Raw genomic sequence first — 22478 nt, forward strand, 5'->3', positions numbered from 1 at the left:
TGATCTTATTTTATCAATACAACTTGGAGCAATTCCACTTTTTCTCCCGTACTGTCTTTCGCGCGAATCTGAATAATATATCTCCCATTTCTTGCCAGTGAACCATCATTCGTCTTTCCATCCCATGAAATCGGTCTATTGCTCGATCTACTTCCATATCTTCCGGGATATTGTGCTTCACTTTCGAACAGCGTTCTCACTAACTCTCCGCGGATATTATAAATTGAAATGGACACTAAAGCATGCTGATCGGTCGTCGTAAGCAAATATCCAATTTTCACCGGAGCTATCTCAGGAGAAAATGGACTTGGGAGTACTGCTGAATACTTCAAGCCCAATGGCAGATTCTGTGCAAGCACAGTATACTGAGCTTTTAATTGCGTCAACATGGTTGTCTGTAATGCCGGTACCGACATTTCACTTACATAGTCGCTCCCCTTTGGCAATGTCATTTCTGCAGCGGATGCCGGCAACATTTTCCATTCCACTGTTGTTGGATCGTATAAGCCGATGATTTTCTCTCCGTCAAATAATTTCAACGATGAATGGATCGCTGTGCGGAACGTCGCCGGTTTTGTTAAAGTATCCCCATTGAGTGCCCCACCTTTATAGTTAAAAAAGTATAAATTCGGTGCGGCAACAAAATTTTTTCCGGAGGATCTGATATAGACATGTTTCTTTGCTGGACCAAATGAGGCATCTTCTATCAACAGATCAATCGGAGAAAGAACTGCGCGTTGAGGGATCTCTATTTCCATTCCGTTCTTATCTGTAAGATAAAATGACCGGGTGGAATCAATTGTTGCAATGATATTCAGTCGGATGATATGTTGAAGCTTCGATAATTTATCCAGAGCTGTAACAGTAATTTTCCCGATCAATGTCGAATCGATCGTTAAAAATCCCGCACTGTCCAGTGTTCCCGCCTTTTGAGGAAAAAGCGTCCACGAAATATTATTGCCGATATTGATAAATTTTCCGCTCGTGTCATTGCTTCCGATGGTCAACTGAATACCGCGCGATCGGTTGTTCAATTCATTACCGGCCGGAGTTCCGCCAATAGTGATTTCCTTCAGGACTATTTCTTTGACGACAATAACAAAACTTTTCGAAAGCGCAATATTATCCACCGTCGTGTTGACGGTAATAGTAAATGTTCCGACCTTTAAAGTGGTGATGGTGGTGAGAGTATCTTTTTGTTTAATCGTGACAGCATTTGTGTCGGAAACATTCCATGATATTTTTCCTCTGGTTGTATCAGACAAAGACTTTCCCATTGCGGCATTTGCACCATCACGAACAATGATTCGCATAGAATATGTGTCATTCAATCGAAGCGTTGCTCCGCTTAGACTCGGCTCAAAATCCATAAACGAAAGAATTCCCTTAGCAATCGGCGCAACCTCTTTCTGTTCACTGGTAAAATAGGTTAACGAATCCAATTTCACTTCGGTATAATAGGAAACCAATTCCGTCGATAGTAGTGGTGGTATATATCCTGTAAATGCCGAATCCCCCACTACTGACATTGTGATTTTTGTAAAACCCGCTTGTGATTTTCGTTTATAATAGAGTGATGCGATGGGATTTCCCATTTTCTTCTTTGCACGAACACTTATTGCCGTACTTTCGGATGCAGCCATACTTGACAGCGGCACCATAAAATAGGGCAACTCAATCTTCTCTTCAATGACCGACGTATCAGATACTAGCACCTGTTTCACCGATCGATCATTCGGGGAGAGTAAATTCTCTTTGATAAATGCAAAACGATACTCTCCTGCCTCTAATACTTTAGCTGTCTCAAAAATTCCATTCGACGGAGTATAGGATTCCACCGGCGAGCTATTCGGTTCTGTATAAACAACTTTCACACCTGACAGCGCTTCTTTGCCATCAGAAATAATGAGTTTAATCTTTCCACTAGGAACAATAATGTCGGAAACTGTCAGTGTTTGACCCAATTGGGATCGAGGAACAATCAATTTCGTGTATCGAGTTGTTATTCCGGTCTTTTCAAATTTTAATTGAAAAATCGTGGTATCGTCAGAAGTACGGACAGGCAATTCTGATAATGAAAATCGCCCGTTTGCATCCGTTTTTGTGGAAACAGTACTCGATGATGTTGCTGTCACGGATACATCGCCGATCCCTTTCCCTTCGTACCGAACAAATCCTTCTGCGTTGACAGTTGAGGGGATGAGTTTTAAAGTATCGAGAATGGTAATGTTCGATCCACTTTCAACCTTCAATAATGTGGTATCTGCGGTATACCCTTGTTTTGACGCAATTACTACAAATGAATCCGCTGCCATTTGCGAAAAAGAATATTTTCCCAGATCGGAAGTTACTGTGGAAAATTGTTCTCCTGTGGAAAGTCTTCGTGCAGAAATCTGAACATTCGCAATCAGTGTTAACGAAGTTGCTCGTGCAACAAAACCATGAAAAGACGCCGAATTGGGAGTGACAATAAAATTCGAATTACCTAAAACATTCGCCTGTAACACAACGGATGCCTGCAATGGTGAAGATGAGTAACCGGATTTCGACGTTCGAATAATATACGTTCTGCTGGCAGGCAGTTTTGAAAAGAGGACATTTCCGCCGGCGTTCGTTGTTCCAATACGTACGATACTTGTATCAGCACTGACACATGAAACGGTCACTCCCGGAGCTTGGACATTCAGATGATCAACAACGTTAATAAGAATAGATGACGTATCTGCAATAGCAGAGAATGTTGTTGAAGCGATTTGTCCAGTGGTAAGAGTTACCGAAGATGATGAAGGTGTAAACGTGAATCCTTCTTTTTTGACCTTAATCAAATAACTCCCCTGGGGAAGAAATTTGAAAGAATAACTGAAATCAGTAGTAGAGTTTGCAATACGAGGGGCAATTTTTCCTGATGCTTCTGTCAATTCCAAGCTCGCATCTGCCACGCCGGCGTTCCCTTTTAATTCCGCTGTCTTAGGTTCAACCACCAATGCAATACCTGTTAATGCAGATTGTTTTGGTGGGAATGGAATGACTGTATTAACATTATCATATCCCGATTTAAATATATCGGTTGCAACGGTATATGTTGTTCCATTTGCTACATTATCGAAAGAAAATATTCCGTTCGCATCTGAAATTGTTGTAAAGGTAGACGCACTTGATGTAGCCTTTAACGAAACAGAAAATGGCAAAGGATTTCCATTTCCATCTTTCACCGTTCCAGTAATTTTCCCGATATTCGCTGAAAGAAGCGCGTTAATCGTGATGAGAGTGTCCGCGGAAGTTGGAGATACTGATTGCGTCAACGAAGTATATCCTGTTTTTGAAATTGTTACGGAATATGTCGTTGGTCCAGGGGAGAGATTTTCCGCCGTAAATTCTCCTTGAGAATTAGCAACAGCAGAGCCTGAACCGAGCGGACCAGAGATAGCTATTGCAGCATCATTAATAACCGAACCGGTAAGAGAATCTTTAACATTTCCTTTAATCCGTAAAAGATTGAACGAAAAATCACTGATCGTTGAGACTCCTTGAAGTGAAGCTGATGTTATTTCAAGGCTGTCTACGGTTGTGCTGGAATAACCGCTTTTTATCGCTGAGATAAAATATTTCCCGAGTGGGACGGATGAAATAGCATAACTTCCATTTGCATCGGATACTGCATTAAATAATTTGCTTACACTCTTCACCGATACGGATGCCGAAGGAACAGTTTGACCTGTTTTTGATTTTATGACCCCGGTAATTTTTCCGTCCAACAATGTTAGCGAGAGTGAAATATTCCGTGATTGACCATCCGCAAGCAGAAAAGATGTAAGAACAGAATCCGAATAACCGTTCTTTGTACAGCGAATGGTATACACTCCTCCAAGCAATTGCGGAATGATAAAACTTCCGTCGCTTCCGGTAGTCACCGTACTACCTCCACTAACACTTGAAATATTTACAAGTACGCCTGATAACGGTGAACCTGCCGACGTGACAGTGCCGGTGAGCACCGCAAAATTTTCCGTCAACTTTAAATTAATGTTGGAAAGAATTTGACCCACACTGATTGAAACGGGAATACTGTCTGATCGGTAACCAACACGTGACGAACGAATAGTGTAACTACCAGCTGAACTGCCAATAGTATACTTTCCGTTATTATCGGTATTTGCACTGTCGAGAACGACACCGTTGGTGTTCTGAAGATATGCTTTAGCAGGATAGAGCGGTTTCGATAAATTATCCTGAATAACACCGGTAATTGATGCTGGATTTGCTGAAAGAACAAATTGTAATAATTCTGTAGTTCCTGCACTCAATACAGACGTGACTTGAGTTTTTGTAGCATAACCATTTTGGGAAACCGATACTGTATAACCAACCTGCGCAGGTACAGTCATGGCATACGTTCCATCATCCTTACTAACGGTAGAAAAAATATTAGCAAGATTACTTGTTTCTGTGATTCGTACTGGTGCATTACGTAATGTTGTTGTTCCATCACTCACCGTCCCTCGAATCACAGCAGTATTCGAAACAATCGTAAAAACATTTCCTGTACTTCGTTGTCCGGGACCGATCGTAAAGGAATTAGACGAAGAGATAAATCCTGTTTTCGATGCAGTAATCTGCCACGTTCCCGGAGTTAGACTTAGAGAATACTCCCCTAACGAACTTGTCGTAGTACTCACCGAATCATTTCCTGATTTTGCCGTGACAAGAACACCTACGACCGCCTCACCGGAACTTTTAACTGATCCGGAAATAACACCGGCATTAGGACTCATTTCAAAATTTATACCGTTTAAATTCTGTCCCGCCGTAACGGAAACCGACACCGGTTTCGGCGCACTGTAACCTTCCCGGGTTTCGGTAATAGTAAATGTTCCGGGAGGGACACTTAATGTATATGTCCCATCTAACTTTGAAAGTACCGTTGCCACATTAGCAATGGAAGTCTGCGCACCGCTGATAGGTGTACCGTCAGGAAAAGAAACAATACCAGATATGGATGACGGATTTGCACGCATCGAAAAATTGATACCCGTTACTGTTTGACCGACACCGACAGTAATATCATATTGTTGCAATGTGCCTGATGCTATCGTATACGACGTTCGAGTCGCTACAATTCGATATGATCCTTGTTTAAGACTTAAGGAAAATTGTCCCTGCGAATTTGTTACTGCCGTTACAATCGTACCGACCGAAGGTGTTGCAGAAACAACGGTGTTTTCCAATGGAGCACTACCCGTTTGATCGTTCTGCGTGATCAATTCATACACGCTTCCATTGATGGTATTTGCATTAGGAAGCAGGACAATATTTTCTACTTGCTGGGTTTGGTTTGCCGAAAGTTGTAGTTGTTTCGGTGCGGGCACAACAAATCCATCTTTACTTGCGGCAATTGACCAGGCTCCCGACGTCAATGTGAGCGAATATGTGCCGGCAGCATTTGTGGTTGTTACAATTGACGAGCTACCCTGCGTTGCTGTTACTGTCGCCAGCGTGATGGCAGCCCCAATGTCGTTGACAACTGTTCCGTTTGCTGTTGCCTGATCGAGCGTCATCGCTAATGGAGTTGTCAGTACTTTTTGCTCACCTCGTGATACCGTTACAGAAGTTTTTGTGGAAGCAAGAAAACCTGCTTTGGATGCCTGTAATGCATATGTTCCATTTTCCGTACTGATACTGAATTGCCCATTGCTTGATGAAACTATATTTTTTTCAGCATTGGTCAGCTGATTAATCAACTTCACATTAGCTGCGCCAATGCTTTTCCCCGACTGATCTGTAACTGTTCCGGAGATTGTAGAAGGATACGGACGCATTTGAAATGAAAGACTGATTGGTGAACTCGTCGTACCATTATTCGTTATAGCAACAACTATCGTCGTATCCACATATCCTTGTTTTACGCAGGTAATCTGATATGTTCCTGTTACAAGACTGTCAACCATATACCGATCGTTCACGGTAACGAAAGCATTTCCTGGAGTTACTCCTCCATTAATGGCTTTCGCCCGCACTTCGTAACCAACAAGATTATTGTTGGTGGAAGATTCCGTCGTCAATGCTTCGAAGCGGACAACACCCATATCCACAGAATAATTAAAGGCAAACGTTTTACTGGCATTTCCGTTTCCATTCGCATCGCTTGCGGAAACATACCACACATATTTACCATCCGTCAGATTGAGCTTTGCCGGAAAATCGACGAGTGCATTCGATGAAACCGCAACATTTGAGAACGGCACATCAATTTCCTGCTTTGCGCCGCTTGTGGATACTGTTCTTTTAAATAAATAAACAGTGTACACATTCGCGTTTGCAACCGGATCCCATCGGAACGTCAATAAGTCGAGGTTCTCTAACACTGCATTATCAACCGGTTCACGCAATAATGGTGGCGAGATGGATTGTACACCCACATATTTAAAGGAAACTACTCCGCCAAATACATCGCTTGCATACGCAGGATTTTCCGGATCATACACGTTAAGAATCGTATAGTTGTATTCGTTTCCAGGAATAAGCGGAGCCGGAACGATGTTGACAAATCGTGAGGAAGTGTTTGTGGAACCATAAATTGATGAGGTGTTTGTTGTAATATACCGCCAGACAAGACTCGCACCAACAACACTTAATTCATTTGTCGCCGGATCGCGTGTTACTTGAAACGGTGTTTTGGAAAGCAAAACCATATAGGCCGGTACTCCCGGAACGGAGGTCCACTGAAAAAGTGGTGTATTACTTGTCTCATTCCCTATCGGACCAAGTGACGATGGCGGGGTCTGCGATTCAACAATAAATTCCACTTGATTGGAATATACTATTGCACTGTTGCTGACATTTTGCGATTGAATTCCGGAAAGAGTGGAGCTGTCTGAATTAGTTACGATAGCATAATATCTTCCAATAGGAAGGGATATGGAATCAGGTCGTATATTTTGCGAAACGCCCTTAACTGATAATGATTTTATATTGTAATATCCTGAAAGCGATCCGATTTTTAACCGGAGATTTGCGGAAGGGGCAGACCAAGAGAAGACGATATTTTTATTTGTTCCAAAAAATAGTCGTACTTTTTGGATTTCATCTTGCGTAGGGAACAGGACAATCGAAGATTGAGATAACACTGCATTGTTCCCAAAAAGCAGGAACAACATTGTGCACATGATCAGGCGTGTGTTGATTATTTTGGCCATTCAGGATGATGAAGCTACAAAAAGATTCAAATATCGTGATACTCCACCGTTGAACCGTAATGCCTCGTAGTACTAGTTTAAGCAATAATCACTCGGAATTCTACAAATAAAATAAGTCTTTTTTTAGACTTAACATCCGTGCGTTCAATTACGTTTGAAATTTTTCTAACTAATTTTTTTAAAGAGAGAGTGTCTGAACGAAGGATTTCAGAAAGGAAAAGAATAATTATGGAGAGGAAAATATGCACTTTAAAATTACACAGCCGCAGCATCATGGCGAAATGATACTGCGGCTGGTAAACATCAATACAGCCGAATCAAGGGTACGAACTCCGGCTGCATCGACGAATTATTTCAATAACATCATTTTCTTAATGGATGTAAATGTACCTGCCTCCACCTTATAGAAGTATACTCCACTCGTCAGTTTGCTTCCGTCGAATGTGGCATGATGCACACCGGCTTGCAATTCCTGATTGACAATCGTCGCAACTTCTTGTCCCAGAATATTATAGACCTTCAACGTTACCAATCCATCAACGAGAATTGAAAAATCGATCCTCGTTGCAGGGTTAAAAGGATTGGGATAGTTTTGGAACAATTCATAGGTTGTGGCAATTGCATTTTCATCACGGCGAATACTTGTTAATACGCTGTCGTTGTTAAACCAAACCACCGGCAACGTTTTTGGAGTTCCGTTTAGTGTTGAATCGACCCGATCTGGACTGCTGGGCCATGTATCGCCTGATGTTTTGTGGATAACGAATTTATAGATGATTTTTTTCACTGAGGTGATATTATAGGTGCCGGTATAGATACTATCCGTGTTCGGATCGGTCAACAAGTGTGTATTGCCACCCCAACCATTAAAATCTCCTCGCACAACTACTGAGTCTTTTGCGTTATCAAATTTTGCAAATCTCATCTGCTTCTTCATGTTCACTTGGAACGTGATGAAGTTGTCTGAGTACTGCGTGGTGCTGTCTTTATCGAACCATGTTAACGGCATGATCATTGGTGTAGCCGGAATGGAATCTTTACGATCATCCCCTGCTTCCCAACGATCTCCACCAATGGAAGGACCATTCATCACGAATTTATATTGAAGTAATAATGGAGCACCAGGTAAGCCAAATGTTCCGGTGAAGATACTATCACCGTCGGCATCGGTTAATTTATTAGCATTACCCTTACCCCATACGTTATAGAATGATCCACCACCGCGAACAACAACGGTATCTTTTGCTTTATCAAATTTTTTCAGTTTCATCTGCACTTTCATATTTACCTGGAACGTCACTTGGTCTGAAAATACTTTTCCAAGTTTGGTAACTTCAGCGGCAGATAAGGGATAATTCCACATTTGAATTTCGGCGACATCAATATCACCATCATCACCATCATCATCGCCGAACATTAATAATAGACTGTCGAGCGCAAATCTACCGTCGATTGCCAGCGCTGTTCCGGCATATAATAGTTTTCCATCTAAATAATAATTATGCTGCGTACCATTTTGGATGGCTACAACAAATCTATGCCATGTTTTGTCGGTGACACCCGTTGCCGAATATCCCGTGGATGATGTACCAATGACTCCCGTATTTGGTTTAATAAAACAATCGCCATCATCTGCATTGCTTGGATTTGTTTGGAAGAACGTGTACCATTTTGTATTATCAGGAAGTCTAAAATCTATCATCAGTGAATAGGCATTCACTCTGTGAAGAGAATCTGCACCTCCGCCATTGGATTTAAATCCGTGCGTTAATTTATAATAACTTCCTTTTGGAACTCTCACTGCTCCGTTGCCAATGCTGGGACCGGGAACCACAGTGTCTTTCGCAAGACCACCACGGACAAGATCTTTACCAAAACCGGGAACGGCAGCAATGAGTTTTAATGGATCATCAAATGTCCATCGTGCAATTGAAACGGTATCAACAAACACTTTCCCAAGAGCGGTCACTTCACCGGCTGTTAATGGATAGTTCCACATTCTCATTTCAGCAACGTCGATATCTCCATCATCACCATCATCATCGCCGAACATTAACAAGAGACTATCGAGAGCAAATCTGCCATCGATTGCTAAAGCAGTTCCGGCATATAACAATTGACCGTCGAGATAGTAATTATGCTGCGTACCATTTTTTATTGAAACAACAAATCTGTGCCATTCATTCACTGTAACAGCTGTGGTTGAATATCCTGTAGCTGTTGTTCCAATCGTGCCTGCTGTTTTTTTAATAAAGCAATCTCCATCATCCGTATTGCTCGGATTTGTTTGGAAGAAATTATACCATTTTGTCAGATCCGGAATTTTGAAATCAACCATGATCGAGTATTCGTTAACGCGATGCAGAGAATCTCCACCACCGCCGTTTGGACGAAATTTATGTGTTAATTTGTAATAACTTCCTTTCGGCACTCGCACAGCACCATTTCCAGGACTTGGTCCGCTGATTGTAGAGTCTTTACCAACAAGTACAAGGTCTTTTCCGAAACCAGGTGCAACAACGATATGATTGGCTGGATCGTCAAATGTCCATTTCGATGTCCGCTTTACCGGTATCGGTGTTCCCATTTCTGAGATTTCATCCGTTGTTAATGGACGATTCCAGATGGCAAGTTCTGCAACGTCCATTGTACCATCATCACCATCATTATCAGCGAACATTAACAAAAAGCTCTCGAGCGCCCATCGGCTGCTATCGATATTTTGAGGTGTTCCAGTTTTTAAAAGAACTCCATCTAAATAGGTATCATATTTAGTCCCATTTTTTACGGAAACGACAAGCCGATGCCATAGTGTATCTTTCACCCCCGTCGCTGAATATCCTGTAGAACCGTTACCAACTTCTCCAGTATTGGGTTTAATAAATAATTCGCCGTCGTTCGCATTCGTTGTATCCGTTTGATAAAACGTATACCATTTCGTATTGTCCAAAAGCTTAAAATCAATCATCATGGAATATTCATTCACACGTACCGCCGCTCCGGTACCACCGCCGTTTGGTGCAATTCCATGAATGAGTTTAAAATAACTTCCTTTCGGAATTCGTACCGCCCCGTTGCCGGCAAGCGGTCCTGCAACTGCGGAATCAGATCCGACAAGCACGAGATCTTTTCCTTGGCCAGGAACAGCGGCGGTGAGATTTGATGCATTATCGAATGTCCATTTCCCTTGGGGTATTTGCCCATATCCATTTGTGAATAGGAACGCTATTGTGACAAGCAATAGCAAGGATGCCTGAAACAGATTTTTCATCGTGTATTTCTCCTTTTGTTGGTTGCAAACGTTAATTAGTTTTTCTACTTCAACAATACTGCTTTGTTTACATTGTGATAGAATGATTTATCTTCTTTCTGTGCTGTAAATAAATAATAATATGCTGCCGAAGATAATCCCGAGCCATCCCACAACACTTCATGCTGTCCTGCATTGACTATTCCATTTTGAAGTGCCGTTACTTTTTTCCCTAATACATCATAAATTGTCAGCGTTACAAAACTGGCTGCCGGAACCTGGTATTTAATGGTAGTGGTCGGATTAAAAGGATTTGGATAGTTTTGTTCTATACCATACGATGTCGGTAGTGACTTTTGTTTTGTGACACCTGTAATGTTGTTTGAACGATTGGACCAATCACTCCACCGAAGGTTGTGATCTCGATATTTTACTCGATAGTAAAACGTTTTCCCTTGAACAAAGCGTGTTGCAGGAATTTGAATTTTTGTCAGATCTATCCCGGCATTTTTGTCCACCGGATTAAATTGTCCGTCCCTGCCGTACACATTTTTCCAATTCACCATCGTATCAATAACGATCTGTGCAAAAGCAGTGTCGTATGAAATCTGCATTCTCACCGTCATCAACGAATCGGTACTGCTTATTGGAGTTGAATTAAATACAAACTTATTCTGAAAAATTGTTGCGGCAGAAACTGACGGAGCAGCAGGAGCCGATTGGGACACTTTTCGATACCACGTATCTAATAATTGGTTATTGAATGGTTTCTCGGTATTGCCAAGACTATACATCGATCCGACAAACGTTTTTTTCGCAACGTCTATTTCAACAATTTGATACGCGAAGTGATCAAGAGAAATGTGAATGTTCGAATAATCAATATTTTCAAATGAACCCCAGCGATCTATGTTTCCTCCGCCACCGCCATTACAGATGATGCGAAAATCTCCTTCATTTGTATTGGACTCGATCGTTCCGTGTTCATGTCCATGCGTGTGTCCGTAGTTTAACTGGACTACTTTGGAATACTTTTGAAGAATTGGAAGTATTTCATTCTTCACATAATTTGGTCCAGGATCATATCCAATCGCTTCGCCCCATAATTCGGTGAATGGCATATGATGGGAAAGACACATCACAAAATCGATGGTGGAATCTGCTTGAGCTTCAGCTAATTTACGATCGAGTAACAAGTTTTGAGCGGATCCAAGTGTAGAGGCGATGTCAGTATTTAATCCAATAACCAGTGTGTTTGCAAATCTCGCGCTCCAAAATCGTTCCGTCGGCGGATTTGGAGGAGGCATGAGAGAGATACTATCATATTTTACATAGGCATAATAATTTGGCCCTGCATCTCCATCGCGGCCATTATCCGGGCGGTCGTGATTCCCGGGAACAGTAAGAAACGGTATTGAACCGGATACGACGGACATTGGAGCAAAAAATAATCTCTCATATTCGTCTACATTCCTACCGAAAATCACAAGATCACCGGAATGGAGAACAGCATTGATGTGATTATGAAGATCAGCACCGTAAAGTTCCGACATCTTGTTCTTTGCTGCTGTTATTACTCTCATCGATTTGGATGTATCAGGATTGTGTGTATCACTTAAGAGCAGAAATCGAATTTTTCCGGTATATCCAGCTCCCGGCTGTGTTTTGAATGAAAATATTGTCGATGAATTTGTTCCGCTTTTTACTTTGTAGAAATATTCTGTATTCGGCGTTAATCCCGTTAGCAGAACTGTGTGCCATCGATTTGTCAATGCAATAAGTTCGTTGCTACCTATAACAACTGTACCCAACAACGTTGATGTACCATATTCAACACTTGTCCCAACAGATGACGTATCATGCCAAGAAATGTAGACGGATGTTGAAGTTGGAGTTTGCAAATATGGAACAATCGGAATTGGTTTAGGGCCAACATTATGTCCATAACCGCCAAGTGCTGAAATATCGCTGCTTGATAGTGCAGAATTCCAAATTGCAATTTCGGCACATTCAATCTCGCCGTCTTCCCCATCGTTATCTGCAAACATCAATAGAAGTGTATCAAGAGCAAACCTGCCGTCTATTGGCAATGGACTTGCGGCTTTTACCGCCTTGCCATCCAAATAGGAAATGTGGTGCGTTCCATTTTTTACCGTAAGGACAAACCTGTACCATTCATTTGGTATTATTGTATACGATGTATATCCGGTTGCCTGCGTCCCAATATTTCCAGTCGGGTTGATAAAATAATCGCCGTCGCTTGAATTGCTTAAATCTGTTTGGTAAAAAGTTTTCCATGCGCCGATACTCGGCACTTTAAAATCGATCAGTATAGTATATTCATTTACCATTTTACCACCGCCATTGGCAAGTATTCCGTGTTTCATTTTATAATAACTGCCAATGCCAATCTTTACCGCACCGTTGCCCGCTTCCGGCCCTGTAACAATTTGCTGAGTTCCTACTTTTACCAGATCTGAACCAACATCCGCTTTTAAAACATTCGCCGCATCATCAAATTTCCACCACCCTTGCCGGACAGGTATTTGACTGTATCCAAGGGATATGCTGCACATTACGAGAAAAAACACAAGATATTTTTTTTGCATAACCCCTATTATCATTTATTGTTGCCGCTATGAATGCATCAATGGAGCGGCTCAGCTGAACCGCATCATTGTGCAATATCAAATTACCGCATCATGTTTTAATCGACAATCCCACGTACGTGGTATCTTGATGTGATACAGGAAATAAAATATTGCAGGGAATGAAGCATTAGAAAGGAATGATGAGCGGACGCCCACAAAAAAAATGCGGTCGTTGTATTATACAATGACCGCACACTTGCAGTAATTATCGCAATACTATTTACAATAGTGTCATTTGGTACTATTTCAGAAACACCATTTTCTTTATAGAAATGAAAGAGCCTGATTCAAGTTTATAGTAATAGAATCCTGATGTTTGGGCCGCTGCATTGAATTTTACAGTATACCAACCGGCATCTTGATACTCATTTACTACATCCATTATTTTACGCCCTAAGATATCAAATACCCTTATCAGCACCAATCCTCCGGACGGGATGCTGTACCGTATGCTTGTTGTAGGATTGAATGGATTGGGATAATTTTGATCTAAGCTATACGCTGTGGGAAGTTGTGATTCTCTCGCTACGCTTGCAAAGCTTACACTACCAGACCGATTGGACCAATTGCTCCAACGCAAATTATGATCCCGATATTTCACTTTGTAATAGAACGATTTGCCTTCGATGAAACGTGTTCGAGGAATTTCGATTTTCGTTAAATCTATTCCTGCATTTTTATCAACCGGATTATACTGCGCATCGCTGCCGTAGATATCTTTCCAATGCGCCATTGTATCAAGAACAAATTGTGTGAAGGATGTATCGTAGGCAACCTGCATTCGCACCGTCATCATTGAATCCAGACCACTCATGGGAGTTGAGTTAAACACAACTTTATTTGGGAAGATAGTTGGGACAGAAACTGATGGAGTCGCCGGTGCGGATTGGTCAACTTTTCTATACCAAGTATCTAACAATTCATTATTGAATGCCTTATTCGAATTTCCAAGGCTGTACATTGAACCGGTAAATGTTTTTTTTGCTGCATCAATTTCAATGAGTTGATAGAAAAAATGATCCAGTGAAACATGGATTGAGGGATAATCAACATTGATAAATGAACCCCACCGATCGGTATTTCCTCCGCCCCCGCCGGTGCAGACCATGCGAAAATCCCCGTCGTTTGTTTTGGATTCAATCGTTCCCCGTTCAAATCCATGAGTATGACCATAGCTTAATTGCACCACTTTGGAATATTTTTGAAACAAAGGCAATAAATCATCACGCACATAATTTGGCGTCGGATAATAACCCGCCCCCTCACCCCATAATTCAGAATAGGGTAAATGATGGAACAAACAGATCACAAAATCAATTGTTGAATCAGCTTGCGCTTCCGCCAATTTCGAATTGAGGAGATCTTTTTGAAGTCCACCATATGTTGACGTTCCATTAGTATTTAATCCTATTACAAGCGTATTGGCAAAACGAACACTCCAGAATTGTTCCATCGGTAGCGAAGGAGGTTGAACCAACGAAATACTGTCAGATTTCATATACGAATAGAAATAAGGCCCCACATCGTGATTTCCTTGAACAGTAAGGAATGGTACGGAAGTTGAAAAAACAGACATCGGTGTAAAATATAATTTTGGAAATTCATCGATCGCACTTCCAGACATCACAATATCACCCGAATGCAGCACAGCATTTATTTGATTGTGAATATCCGTGCCATAGAGTTCTGTAATTTTTTTCTTCGCCGCTGTCAGCACTTTCATTGGTTTTGTTGTATCAGAATTATGCGTATCACTTAACAGTAAAAAACGAATTTTTCCTGTATAACCGGGCAGAGGCTGAGTTTTGAATTTTAATTCTTCAGAAATGTTGTTCCCGCTTTTCGTCTTGTAATGATATTCCGTATTTGGCGTTAAGCCGGTAAGAAGCACCGTATGCCATCGGTAGGAAGCACCGATCATTTCATTCGTACCAGTTGAAACCGATCCAAGAGATGAAGTCTCCCCATACTCAACGCTTGTGCCGGTAGATGAAGTATCATGCCAGCTTATATACATTGACGTTGGCGTTGGCGATTGTAAATATTGAGTAATAGGAGTCGTTTTAGGTGTGATGTAATGTGAATATCCACCAAGCGCTGCAACATTTGCAGAAGATAGTGCAGTGTCCCAAATTGCAATTTCGGCACAATCGATGTCGCCGTCTTCCCCATCGTTATCCGCAAACATTAACAAGAGAGAATCAAGAGCAAACCTTCCATCCACACTCTGAACCGTAGCATTATTAATCAACTGACCATCGATATAATAGTGAAATTGTGTACCATTTTTTACGGAAAGAGTAAGTCTATACCACTCATTTGATGTAACAGAAAAAGAAGAATATCCGGTGGCACCCACACCAATGGTACCTCCTGTCTTATTGATAAAACAATCCCCGTCACTTGTGTTACTTATGTCTGTTTGAAAAAAGCATTTCCATGTGTCAAGACTTGCTACCTTAAAATCGATCATGATGGTATATTCATTTACCTTTATTCCGCCACCATTTGAACTTATACCATGTTTCAGTTTGTAATAACTTCCGATACCAATCCTCACCGCCCCATTCCCTGTAGCTGGACCGGCAACAAATTGATGCGTTCCGACTAATTGTAACGCTGTTCCTATTTCGGCTTTTAGAATATTTGTCCCATCATCAAATTTCCACCAGCCATGTTTTGCCGGTATTTGACCATAGAGTGATGCGTTAATGCATACCAGTAAAAATAAAATGAAATATTTTTTTTTCACACAATTCCTTTGGTACTATTGAGAGGCTTGAACTTGATTGAGATAAATATCAGCAAAAATAGATTGACGAAATACAATCATTTTGAATTAACTCTCAACCATTTTTGATAGTTCTTTTTGCGGGGCAGATTATTTAAACAATCTAGGAGGACAAATTTCAGGAGTTCAAAGCACAAATAAATAAAAAAAAGGACTCACCGCATTCATTATAGGAGGAAACAAATCTGTTTACTGTAGCACCTAATCCACAAAAGGTGCTAGCGGTGAGCCCCATCTTATTTTAAGAACATTGTGTTACACCGTAATCAAAAAAAACTTTCGGTTTATTTGATTAATGTCATTTTCTTTACTGAACTAAACGAACCTGATTCAAGTCTGTAGACATACATACCCGTTGCAAGTTTTGATGCATCGAGATTTACGGTATATGATCCTGCAGAGTGATATTGATTAATCAAATTGATGACTTCGCGTCCCAAAACATCATACACTTTTAGGCTGACCATTCCCGACTGTGGAACAGTGAATTTAATGTTTGTGGTTGGATTAAATGGATTAGGATAATTTTGCAACAATTCAAACGACGTTGCAACTTCAGGATTCCGTTGAACTCCTGTGGTCCATTTATTGCCGATCCATGTATGAGTCCAGTTATACATGTTTTGCCAGGAGTTGTCATTATTTAAAGTTGAATAACTCAGAATTCCTTCACGACCTGAACCTGCATCACGATCGTTGATGGAGAAATCGATCGGAATACGCATTCCTTCTTTTGGGACAAATAGACTGTCACCGGGGATAATTGCGGCAATCGTTGTGAAGGGCAATTTTGCTTCAACAGTATATCCCGAAGTAAATGTTTTTGGTTTCCAAATATAATTGGCTCCAGGATACATCACGATAATGGTGCCGATTCCTTTATCATTGTTGATACGGTTTTTTGAAAAACGAAGCATGTAATCCGGAGTTGCTCCGCGTTTATATCCTGAATGCCCCGTGCCTCTCCAATCATATAAACCAATATTGATATCCGGTGCATCGTTTGACCACGTAGAGACAGAAGAACTTGTATCAACAACAACGGTATCATCCACAACATCGAATGCGATGTACAGATTATTTGCATCCATCGCGAGATAGGCTTTCACTGAAAGATCGAGACTATCGTTCAACTTCCCACCTGGCACTAAATGCGCTGTCGGATTTTTACCAAACGCGTTCATTGCAATGGGAGGAATTGATGCCCATTCACTCAATGAACCGTCTGCAACAAAATTGGATGGAGCCACCGGAGAAATGACTGGAACACCTTTTGCTTTTGTTGTTACCGCCGTTGGTGCAACAGCAACCGGACCAACGTTTCCTACCGCATCAGTTGCATTAACACCGTAAAAATATGTAATGTCTTGGTCAGTTACCGGCGAACGAAGAACATGAGTAGCCGATTGTACACCTAACGCTAATCCATACGGTCCAAGACGCTCTATAGTAGAATCAATTTTGGTAAATGCTTTTTCGCTAAAGTACACATCATATTTTGAACCTGGCTCGTCCGGTACATCAACCCATGTAATTGTATTGATATAGGAACCTGCCGCGCCGGCGATTGCAGCTACGCTTGTTGGTGCTTCTGGAGGTATTTTATCTAATTCGTGCCCAAATCCGCCAAGAGCGCTGATCATGGAATCAGTTAACATAGTATTCCAAATAGCAATTTCAGCACAATCTATTTCACCATCATCGCCGTCATCGTCGCCAAACATCAACAACGATTTGTCCAGAGAAAATCGAATATGGTCTATCGGTTGAATATTTCCTGTTTTAATTTTTTGGCCGTCGATATACGAATTAAATTGTACGCCGTTTTTCACTGAAATGACAAGTCGATACCATTCATTTGCCGTTACTGAAAACAACGAATATCCTGTTGTAGCATTTCCGATGGTTGCGCCCGTTTTATTAACAAATAATTCGCCATCATTATTATTATTTGTATCAGTTTGAAAAAAACATTTCCAGGCACCGATGGTGGGAGCTCTAAAATCAATCATCAGCGTATATTCATTCACCCTGGTACCGCCACCATTGGGACTCATTCCGTGTCTCAATTTATAATAACTTCCTAGTCCGATCTTTACAGCTCCATTCGTTGCTTCTGGACCAACAATCACTTGATGTGTTCCGACTAATTCCAGCGCGGTGCCGACTTCTGCTTTAAAAACGTTCTGTACATCATCAAATTTCCACCAACCTTGTCTAGTTGGTATTTGGCTGTACAGCGATGAGGCGCAGTATACCGATAACAAAATGATGAAAAGAAAATGTGTTTTTTTCATAACTTACCCTTGAGTTTTGATGAAAATATTGGTGACTAAAAAACACGATACCCTCACAGTACATTGTAAAAAATATTGTGTTTTTATAGGGAACGTATAAATAGTACCGTTTTACACGTCAATGGGCAATCCCACGAACGTGGTATCTTAACCTGAAAAGTCCGCTGAATAGTCTTATAAAAAAAACGGCCGCTGTGATGGTCAAAGCGGCCGCATAACATTCAAAAATATCGATCGTTCTTATTTCATCAAGATCAATTTCTTCGTTGCAGTAAATTGTTCATTGTTCGATCCGGTTGCTTCAATACGATAGAAGTATATACCGGAAGCGACCTGTGATACGCTATTGGCAGCATTCCATACTGTGTGGTATACGCCGGCATTAACTTCTCCATAGAATATTGTCGCAATCCGTTGCCCAAGAACATTATATACATTCAAGGTCACTCTGCTGTCGAATGGAACTGAGAATCGAATGGTTGTGGATGGATTGAATGGATTTGGATATGCATTGTCGAGCGCAAATGCAGTCGGTGTTGACAATCCTTCTTCACGTACCGGCAGTGCTACATCGGAACGTCGCAATGAAGCACCATTCAGTAACTTTCCCCAGTTCGAATAATTCGACGCGTCTGGTGTACTGTCCCCGGCTGCCGCATCAAATCTCCAATAACCGCGCAAATCTGTAAACTTTGGGTGACTTGCAATGTTGCTGCTGTTAAACATCCATCCCCGTAATGTCGCTGAATCCAACGCGGTTCCCCAAATACGGACTTCATCAATGTAACCGCCGTATTTATAACCCCAGGAATAATTTCCGGTACCATCCTGACCGATATACAGATCATAATCGGTATCGATACTTTTCACAGTGGAAATATCTGCACTCTTTTTTAAGACACCATCGGAATATGCCCGCGCAAAATTTGATGACCGATCGACGACAACAGCAATATGATGCCATTGTTCATTATTGATCACAGCAATATCATCCATATCCGCGCGATGTTTTGCATCTGTATTGATTCCGCCATCACCGATATTGTACTGCCATACTCCGCCTGCGTCAAGTGCAATAGCCCATCCCGCGTTGCCTCCTGAACCCCAATCTTTGTTACTGATGATAGCAGGGTCACCGCTCCACACCCGTAAAGGTTTGATCCATGCTTCAACGGTAAAACTTTTTGTGGAATCGAATTTATATTGTTGTTTCAACGGAATACGAACGTTCATATTCGCATCTGTTCCATCCAACAAAACCGATGAGCCGCCTTTACCGGTACCGAGATCTGAAAAGACATCAACGGCTCCCAGCGTAGAAACAGTTGAGCTATCTACCCAGCGATTCCACATCTGCACCTGTGCGATCTCAATCATATTGGAGTGACTGCCCGCCGTCTGTGTACCAATAAGCAACGAACCGAGTTTCCCATTAGCAGCAGGAATCAGTGTGAACCGTCCTGCGGGAAGAACAGATTGTTGTGAAACTTTTTTTCCATCTATATAATATGTTGTAATTTTTCCCCCATCAACTGCCATAATCATACGATGCCATTTTTTTGCAGCTACGACTGTACTGTCAGAATATCCAAGAGTATCGCATCCCACTTTCCCAGCAGCATTAATTGCGAATTCAGCCGGCGATACATTCGTTGAATCCGTTTGAAGAAGATCGTACGCCTGTGAAAGATCCGGAAGTTTAAAATCTACAAGCACCGACCAGCTATTGGTTTTCCCGTTTGCCACAACTCCATTTGCTGTGATACTGTGGTTTAACTGCAGGTATTGACCGCTTTGAAGTTGAACGGCATTGAAATCCGGTTTCGGTCCCGCAACAGTTTTTAATGTGCCGGCTCCTTTCAATACCAATGTACCAGTTCCGACTGTTGGTTTTAGAACATTGGCGGCATCGGTCATATCAAAAATACTGACAGGATCTTTTGCTTGCACAAGATAGCCATAGCCTCCCATTGTACTAATCTGTGTCACTGTTAATGTTGTGTCATATAACGCTATCTCCGCAACATCTATTTCACCATTATCTCCATCATCATCACCAAAGAAGAGCAGTTCGTCCAATCCATTCACCGATTCAAGCGCCTGGTTATTATCGGCAGTCATTGGACTTCCTTTATGCAGAAGGTTTCCATCAAGATATAAATTGAATTCCACGCCAATATTTGCCACAACAACTAGACGGTACCAGCGGCCAACCATGATTGAGTCAAAGGAATACCCTGGCGTAGCACGTCCAATATTATGGCCGCGTGAGGTGGTTGCATTTCGAATAAATAAATCACCATCCGTTGTGTTGGTCGGATCAGTTTGATAGAACGTTCTCCAATCACCTCTGCTGTTAATTCGAAAATCGATAATCATGGAATATCGATTTACTTTTTTCAAAGTATCACTTGTGCCATTAGCTTGTAATCCCGGCGTAGCCCGTAAAAAATTAAATTTGGGAACATGAATTGCTTTGTTGGCAACTGTCGGTCCATCAATCGAGATAATGGTTTCCGTTGCAGGTGCGTTTTTGTCTTTCACCAACGCCGTCCCGACTGCTGCTGCAAACGGTGCACCTGTATTATCAAAGGTCCAATGTCCTTTGAGGTTTTTTGTCGGAATTGCGGAAGGGAGTATTTGAGATGAAGCAATCGATGAACTGATGATTGTAATGATGAATAGTGTAAACAACTGTTTCATAGATAATTCTCCTATGGTTCATTGTTCGAAGTTGTGCCGTTATTATTTTTTTGTATCTTAAAAATATTTTTTAGTCTTGAGATTTCATTCCGCCATTCATTACCGACCGATGGAAAAGCGGGAACATCCATGCCACCTCGAACAAAAGAAACCGGCATGTTCCGCGATGTTAATGGTCCATCCATACGAATCGTATCAAGAACAGATCTATTCAATTTCGGGTGATAGAGATTAACAAAAGAATCAATTTTTTGAATGAGAAAATTTTGATCCTTGCGCACAATATATGGCCGGACATTACTATCCGGAGCATCATGATCAACAATATTTCGCTGCAAAGTAAATTTCAATCGATATTCTTCATAGAGCCATTTATCATTCCACACCCGAAGTTTTTCTAACGATTCCGGATCGTTTCGATAATTTCGTTCCATTCCGATTTTTCCCAAATAGTAATCACGGACGGAAGCAGCAGTATACGCAGCGAACGCCGCAAACGGCTGATTGAATTCCTTCATGATTTTACGCAGCGGAATCATCCGAGCAATTTCCATAAGAGAAAATTGCTTATCGATCGTCGTCACTAGAATTCGGGATTGTTCTTTTTTGAATGATTGCAGATTCGGATAAGAATCACTTGACTTCTCAAGTGCAGTAAAAAAATCAATAGCGTTTAATGGTTCCGAACCGTACCATTCTTTGGCTGCTTGTACTAAAATATTCAACGCAGCAGTATTTGTTTTCACATTCTTTGGTTCCATCAATGCTGCAACATATGCCTTTCGTGCAGCCATCCGTTTTCTGGCAAAGATAATCTTTTTGGATGTGGGAATAGAATTTATTAACTGAGTGGTTGTCATACCGCCGCGGCGAATATCAACAATTTGCAGCAGGTAAAATGCTCCGTCATATTCAATGGGAGTGGATATTTTTCCGACCGGAAGACTTTTAATTGCTTCATAGAATTTCGGTTCAATCTCTGTCCATCGCACATAATCAGACTCGAGCTGAAGCGCTACTCCTTTGAGTTCAGGGTTTTGTTTCATCAGTTGTTGTACAACAGCGCCATATCCATCGCGCTGCATTTGTGCCTGAATCTTTTCTGCGCGTTCCCTGCTCGGCTCCATCCAATACCGGAATTTAAATGTCACGAGCGATTTCATTGTCTCTTCGTTCGCTTCATCATCGGTCACCGTAATTCGCGAATCGACATCCGTTGTGATTACCTGCTCAACAACGGCATTTCGCAGAAATTCATCTAGTAATTGTTCAATACGGTTATTTTTTTGAAATCCAAGACGAGAGGCTTCTTGCGCAAGAATTTTTTCCGCAAGCATGGCAGTCAATACGCTGTATAATTGATCGCGTGAAGTTGTGCCTTGTTTGATCACCGGATGGACTGTCTCAAATGCTTGTTGAAGTTCGGAGAGTGTTATATATGAACCGCCGACGACCGCAACGACGGAATCAGATAATTGAACGGTCCGTGTTAAATCTGCCGGTTGACGCACCATCCATATTACTGCTATTCCAACAGAAAGGATTGCAAGGACAACTACGAATGAAATGGTTTTCTTCAGCTTCATGATATTC

General features: G+C 41.5%; 7 protein-coding genes. All 7 read right to left on the reverse strand.

The features are described from left to right. Positions 1 to 5: 5 nt before the first annotated feature. Positions 6 to 7193, reverse strand: a complete 7188-nt coding sequence (locus tag WDA22_08920; protein MFA5833585.1) for a carboxypeptidase regulatory-like domain-containing protein — start codon at positions 7191 to 7193, stop codon at positions 6 to 8. 349 nt (positions 7194 to 7542) lie between these two features. Next, positions 7543 to 10464 carry a T9SS type A sorting domain-containing protein gene (locus WDA22_08925; protein MFA5833586.1) on the reverse strand — a complete coding sequence of 974 codons (2922 nt, stop codon included), beginning with the start codon at positions 10462 to 10464 and terminating at the stop codon, positions 7543 to 7545. A 44-nt stretch (positions 10465 to 10508) separates the two neighbouring features. Further along, complete coding sequence (locus WDA22_08930; protein MFA5833587.1) at positions 10509 to 13067, reverse strand: fibronectin type III domain-containing protein; 2559 nt, start codon at positions 13065 to 13067, stop codon at positions 10509 to 10511. Between the two features lie 268 nt (positions 13068 to 13335). Further along, positions 13336 to 15846, reverse strand: a complete 2511-nt coding sequence (locus WDA22_08935) for a metallophosphoesterase (protein MFA5833588.1) — start codon at positions 15844 to 15846, stop codon at positions 13336 to 13338. 323 nt (positions 15847 to 16169) lie between these two features. Beyond that, a complete protein-coding gene (locus tag WDA22_08940) occupies positions 16170 to 18182 on the reverse strand; it encodes a sugar-binding protein (protein MFA5833589.1) in 2013 nt (670 codons plus the stop codon). 240 nt (positions 18183 to 18422) lie between these two features. After that, positions 18423 to 20885, reverse strand: coding sequence for a LamG-like jellyroll fold domain-containing protein (locus WDA22_08945; protein ID MFA5833590.1), 2463 nt, complete (start codon positions 20883 to 20885; stop codon positions 18423 to 18425). An 11-nt stretch (positions 20886 to 20896) separates the two neighbouring features. After that, positions 20897 to 22471 carry a hypothetical protein gene (locus WDA22_08950; protein MFA5833591.1) on the reverse strand — a complete coding sequence of 525 codons (1575 nt, stop codon included), beginning with the start codon at positions 22469 to 22471 and terminating at the stop codon, positions 20897 to 20899. Positions 22472 to 22478: the final 7 nt, after the last annotated feature.

The sequence above is a fragment of the Bacteroidota bacterium genome, assembly GCA_041658205.1.
GTDB lineage: Bacteria > Bacteroidota > Ignavibacteria > UBA10030 > UBA8401 > UBA8401.

Bases quoted from the DNA above. Each gene is read 5' to 3' on its own strand.
- WDA22_08925 (MFA5833586.1), bottom strand. From the start codon at position 10,464: ATGAAAAATCTGTTTCAGGCATCCTTGCTATTGCTTGTCACAATAGCG.
- WDA22_08930 (MFA5833587.1), bottom strand. From the start codon at position 13,067: ATGATAATAGGGGTTATGCAAAAAAAATATCTTGTGTTTTTTCTCGTA.
- WDA22_08940 (MFA5833589.1), bottom strand. From the start codon at position 18,182: ATGAAAAAAACACATTTTCTTTTCATCATTTTGTTATCGGTATACTGC.
- WDA22_08950 (MFA5833591.1), bottom strand. From the start codon at position 22,471: ATGAAGCTGAAGAAAACCATTTCATTCGTAGTTGTCCTTGCAATCCTT.
- WDA22_08920 (MFA5833585.1), bottom strand. From the start codon at position 7,193: ATGGCCAAAATAATCAACACACGCCTGATCATGTGCACAATGTTGTTC.
- WDA22_08945 (MFA5833590.1), bottom strand. From the start codon at position 20,885: ATGAAACAGTTGTTTACACTATTCATCATTACAATCATCAGTTCATCG.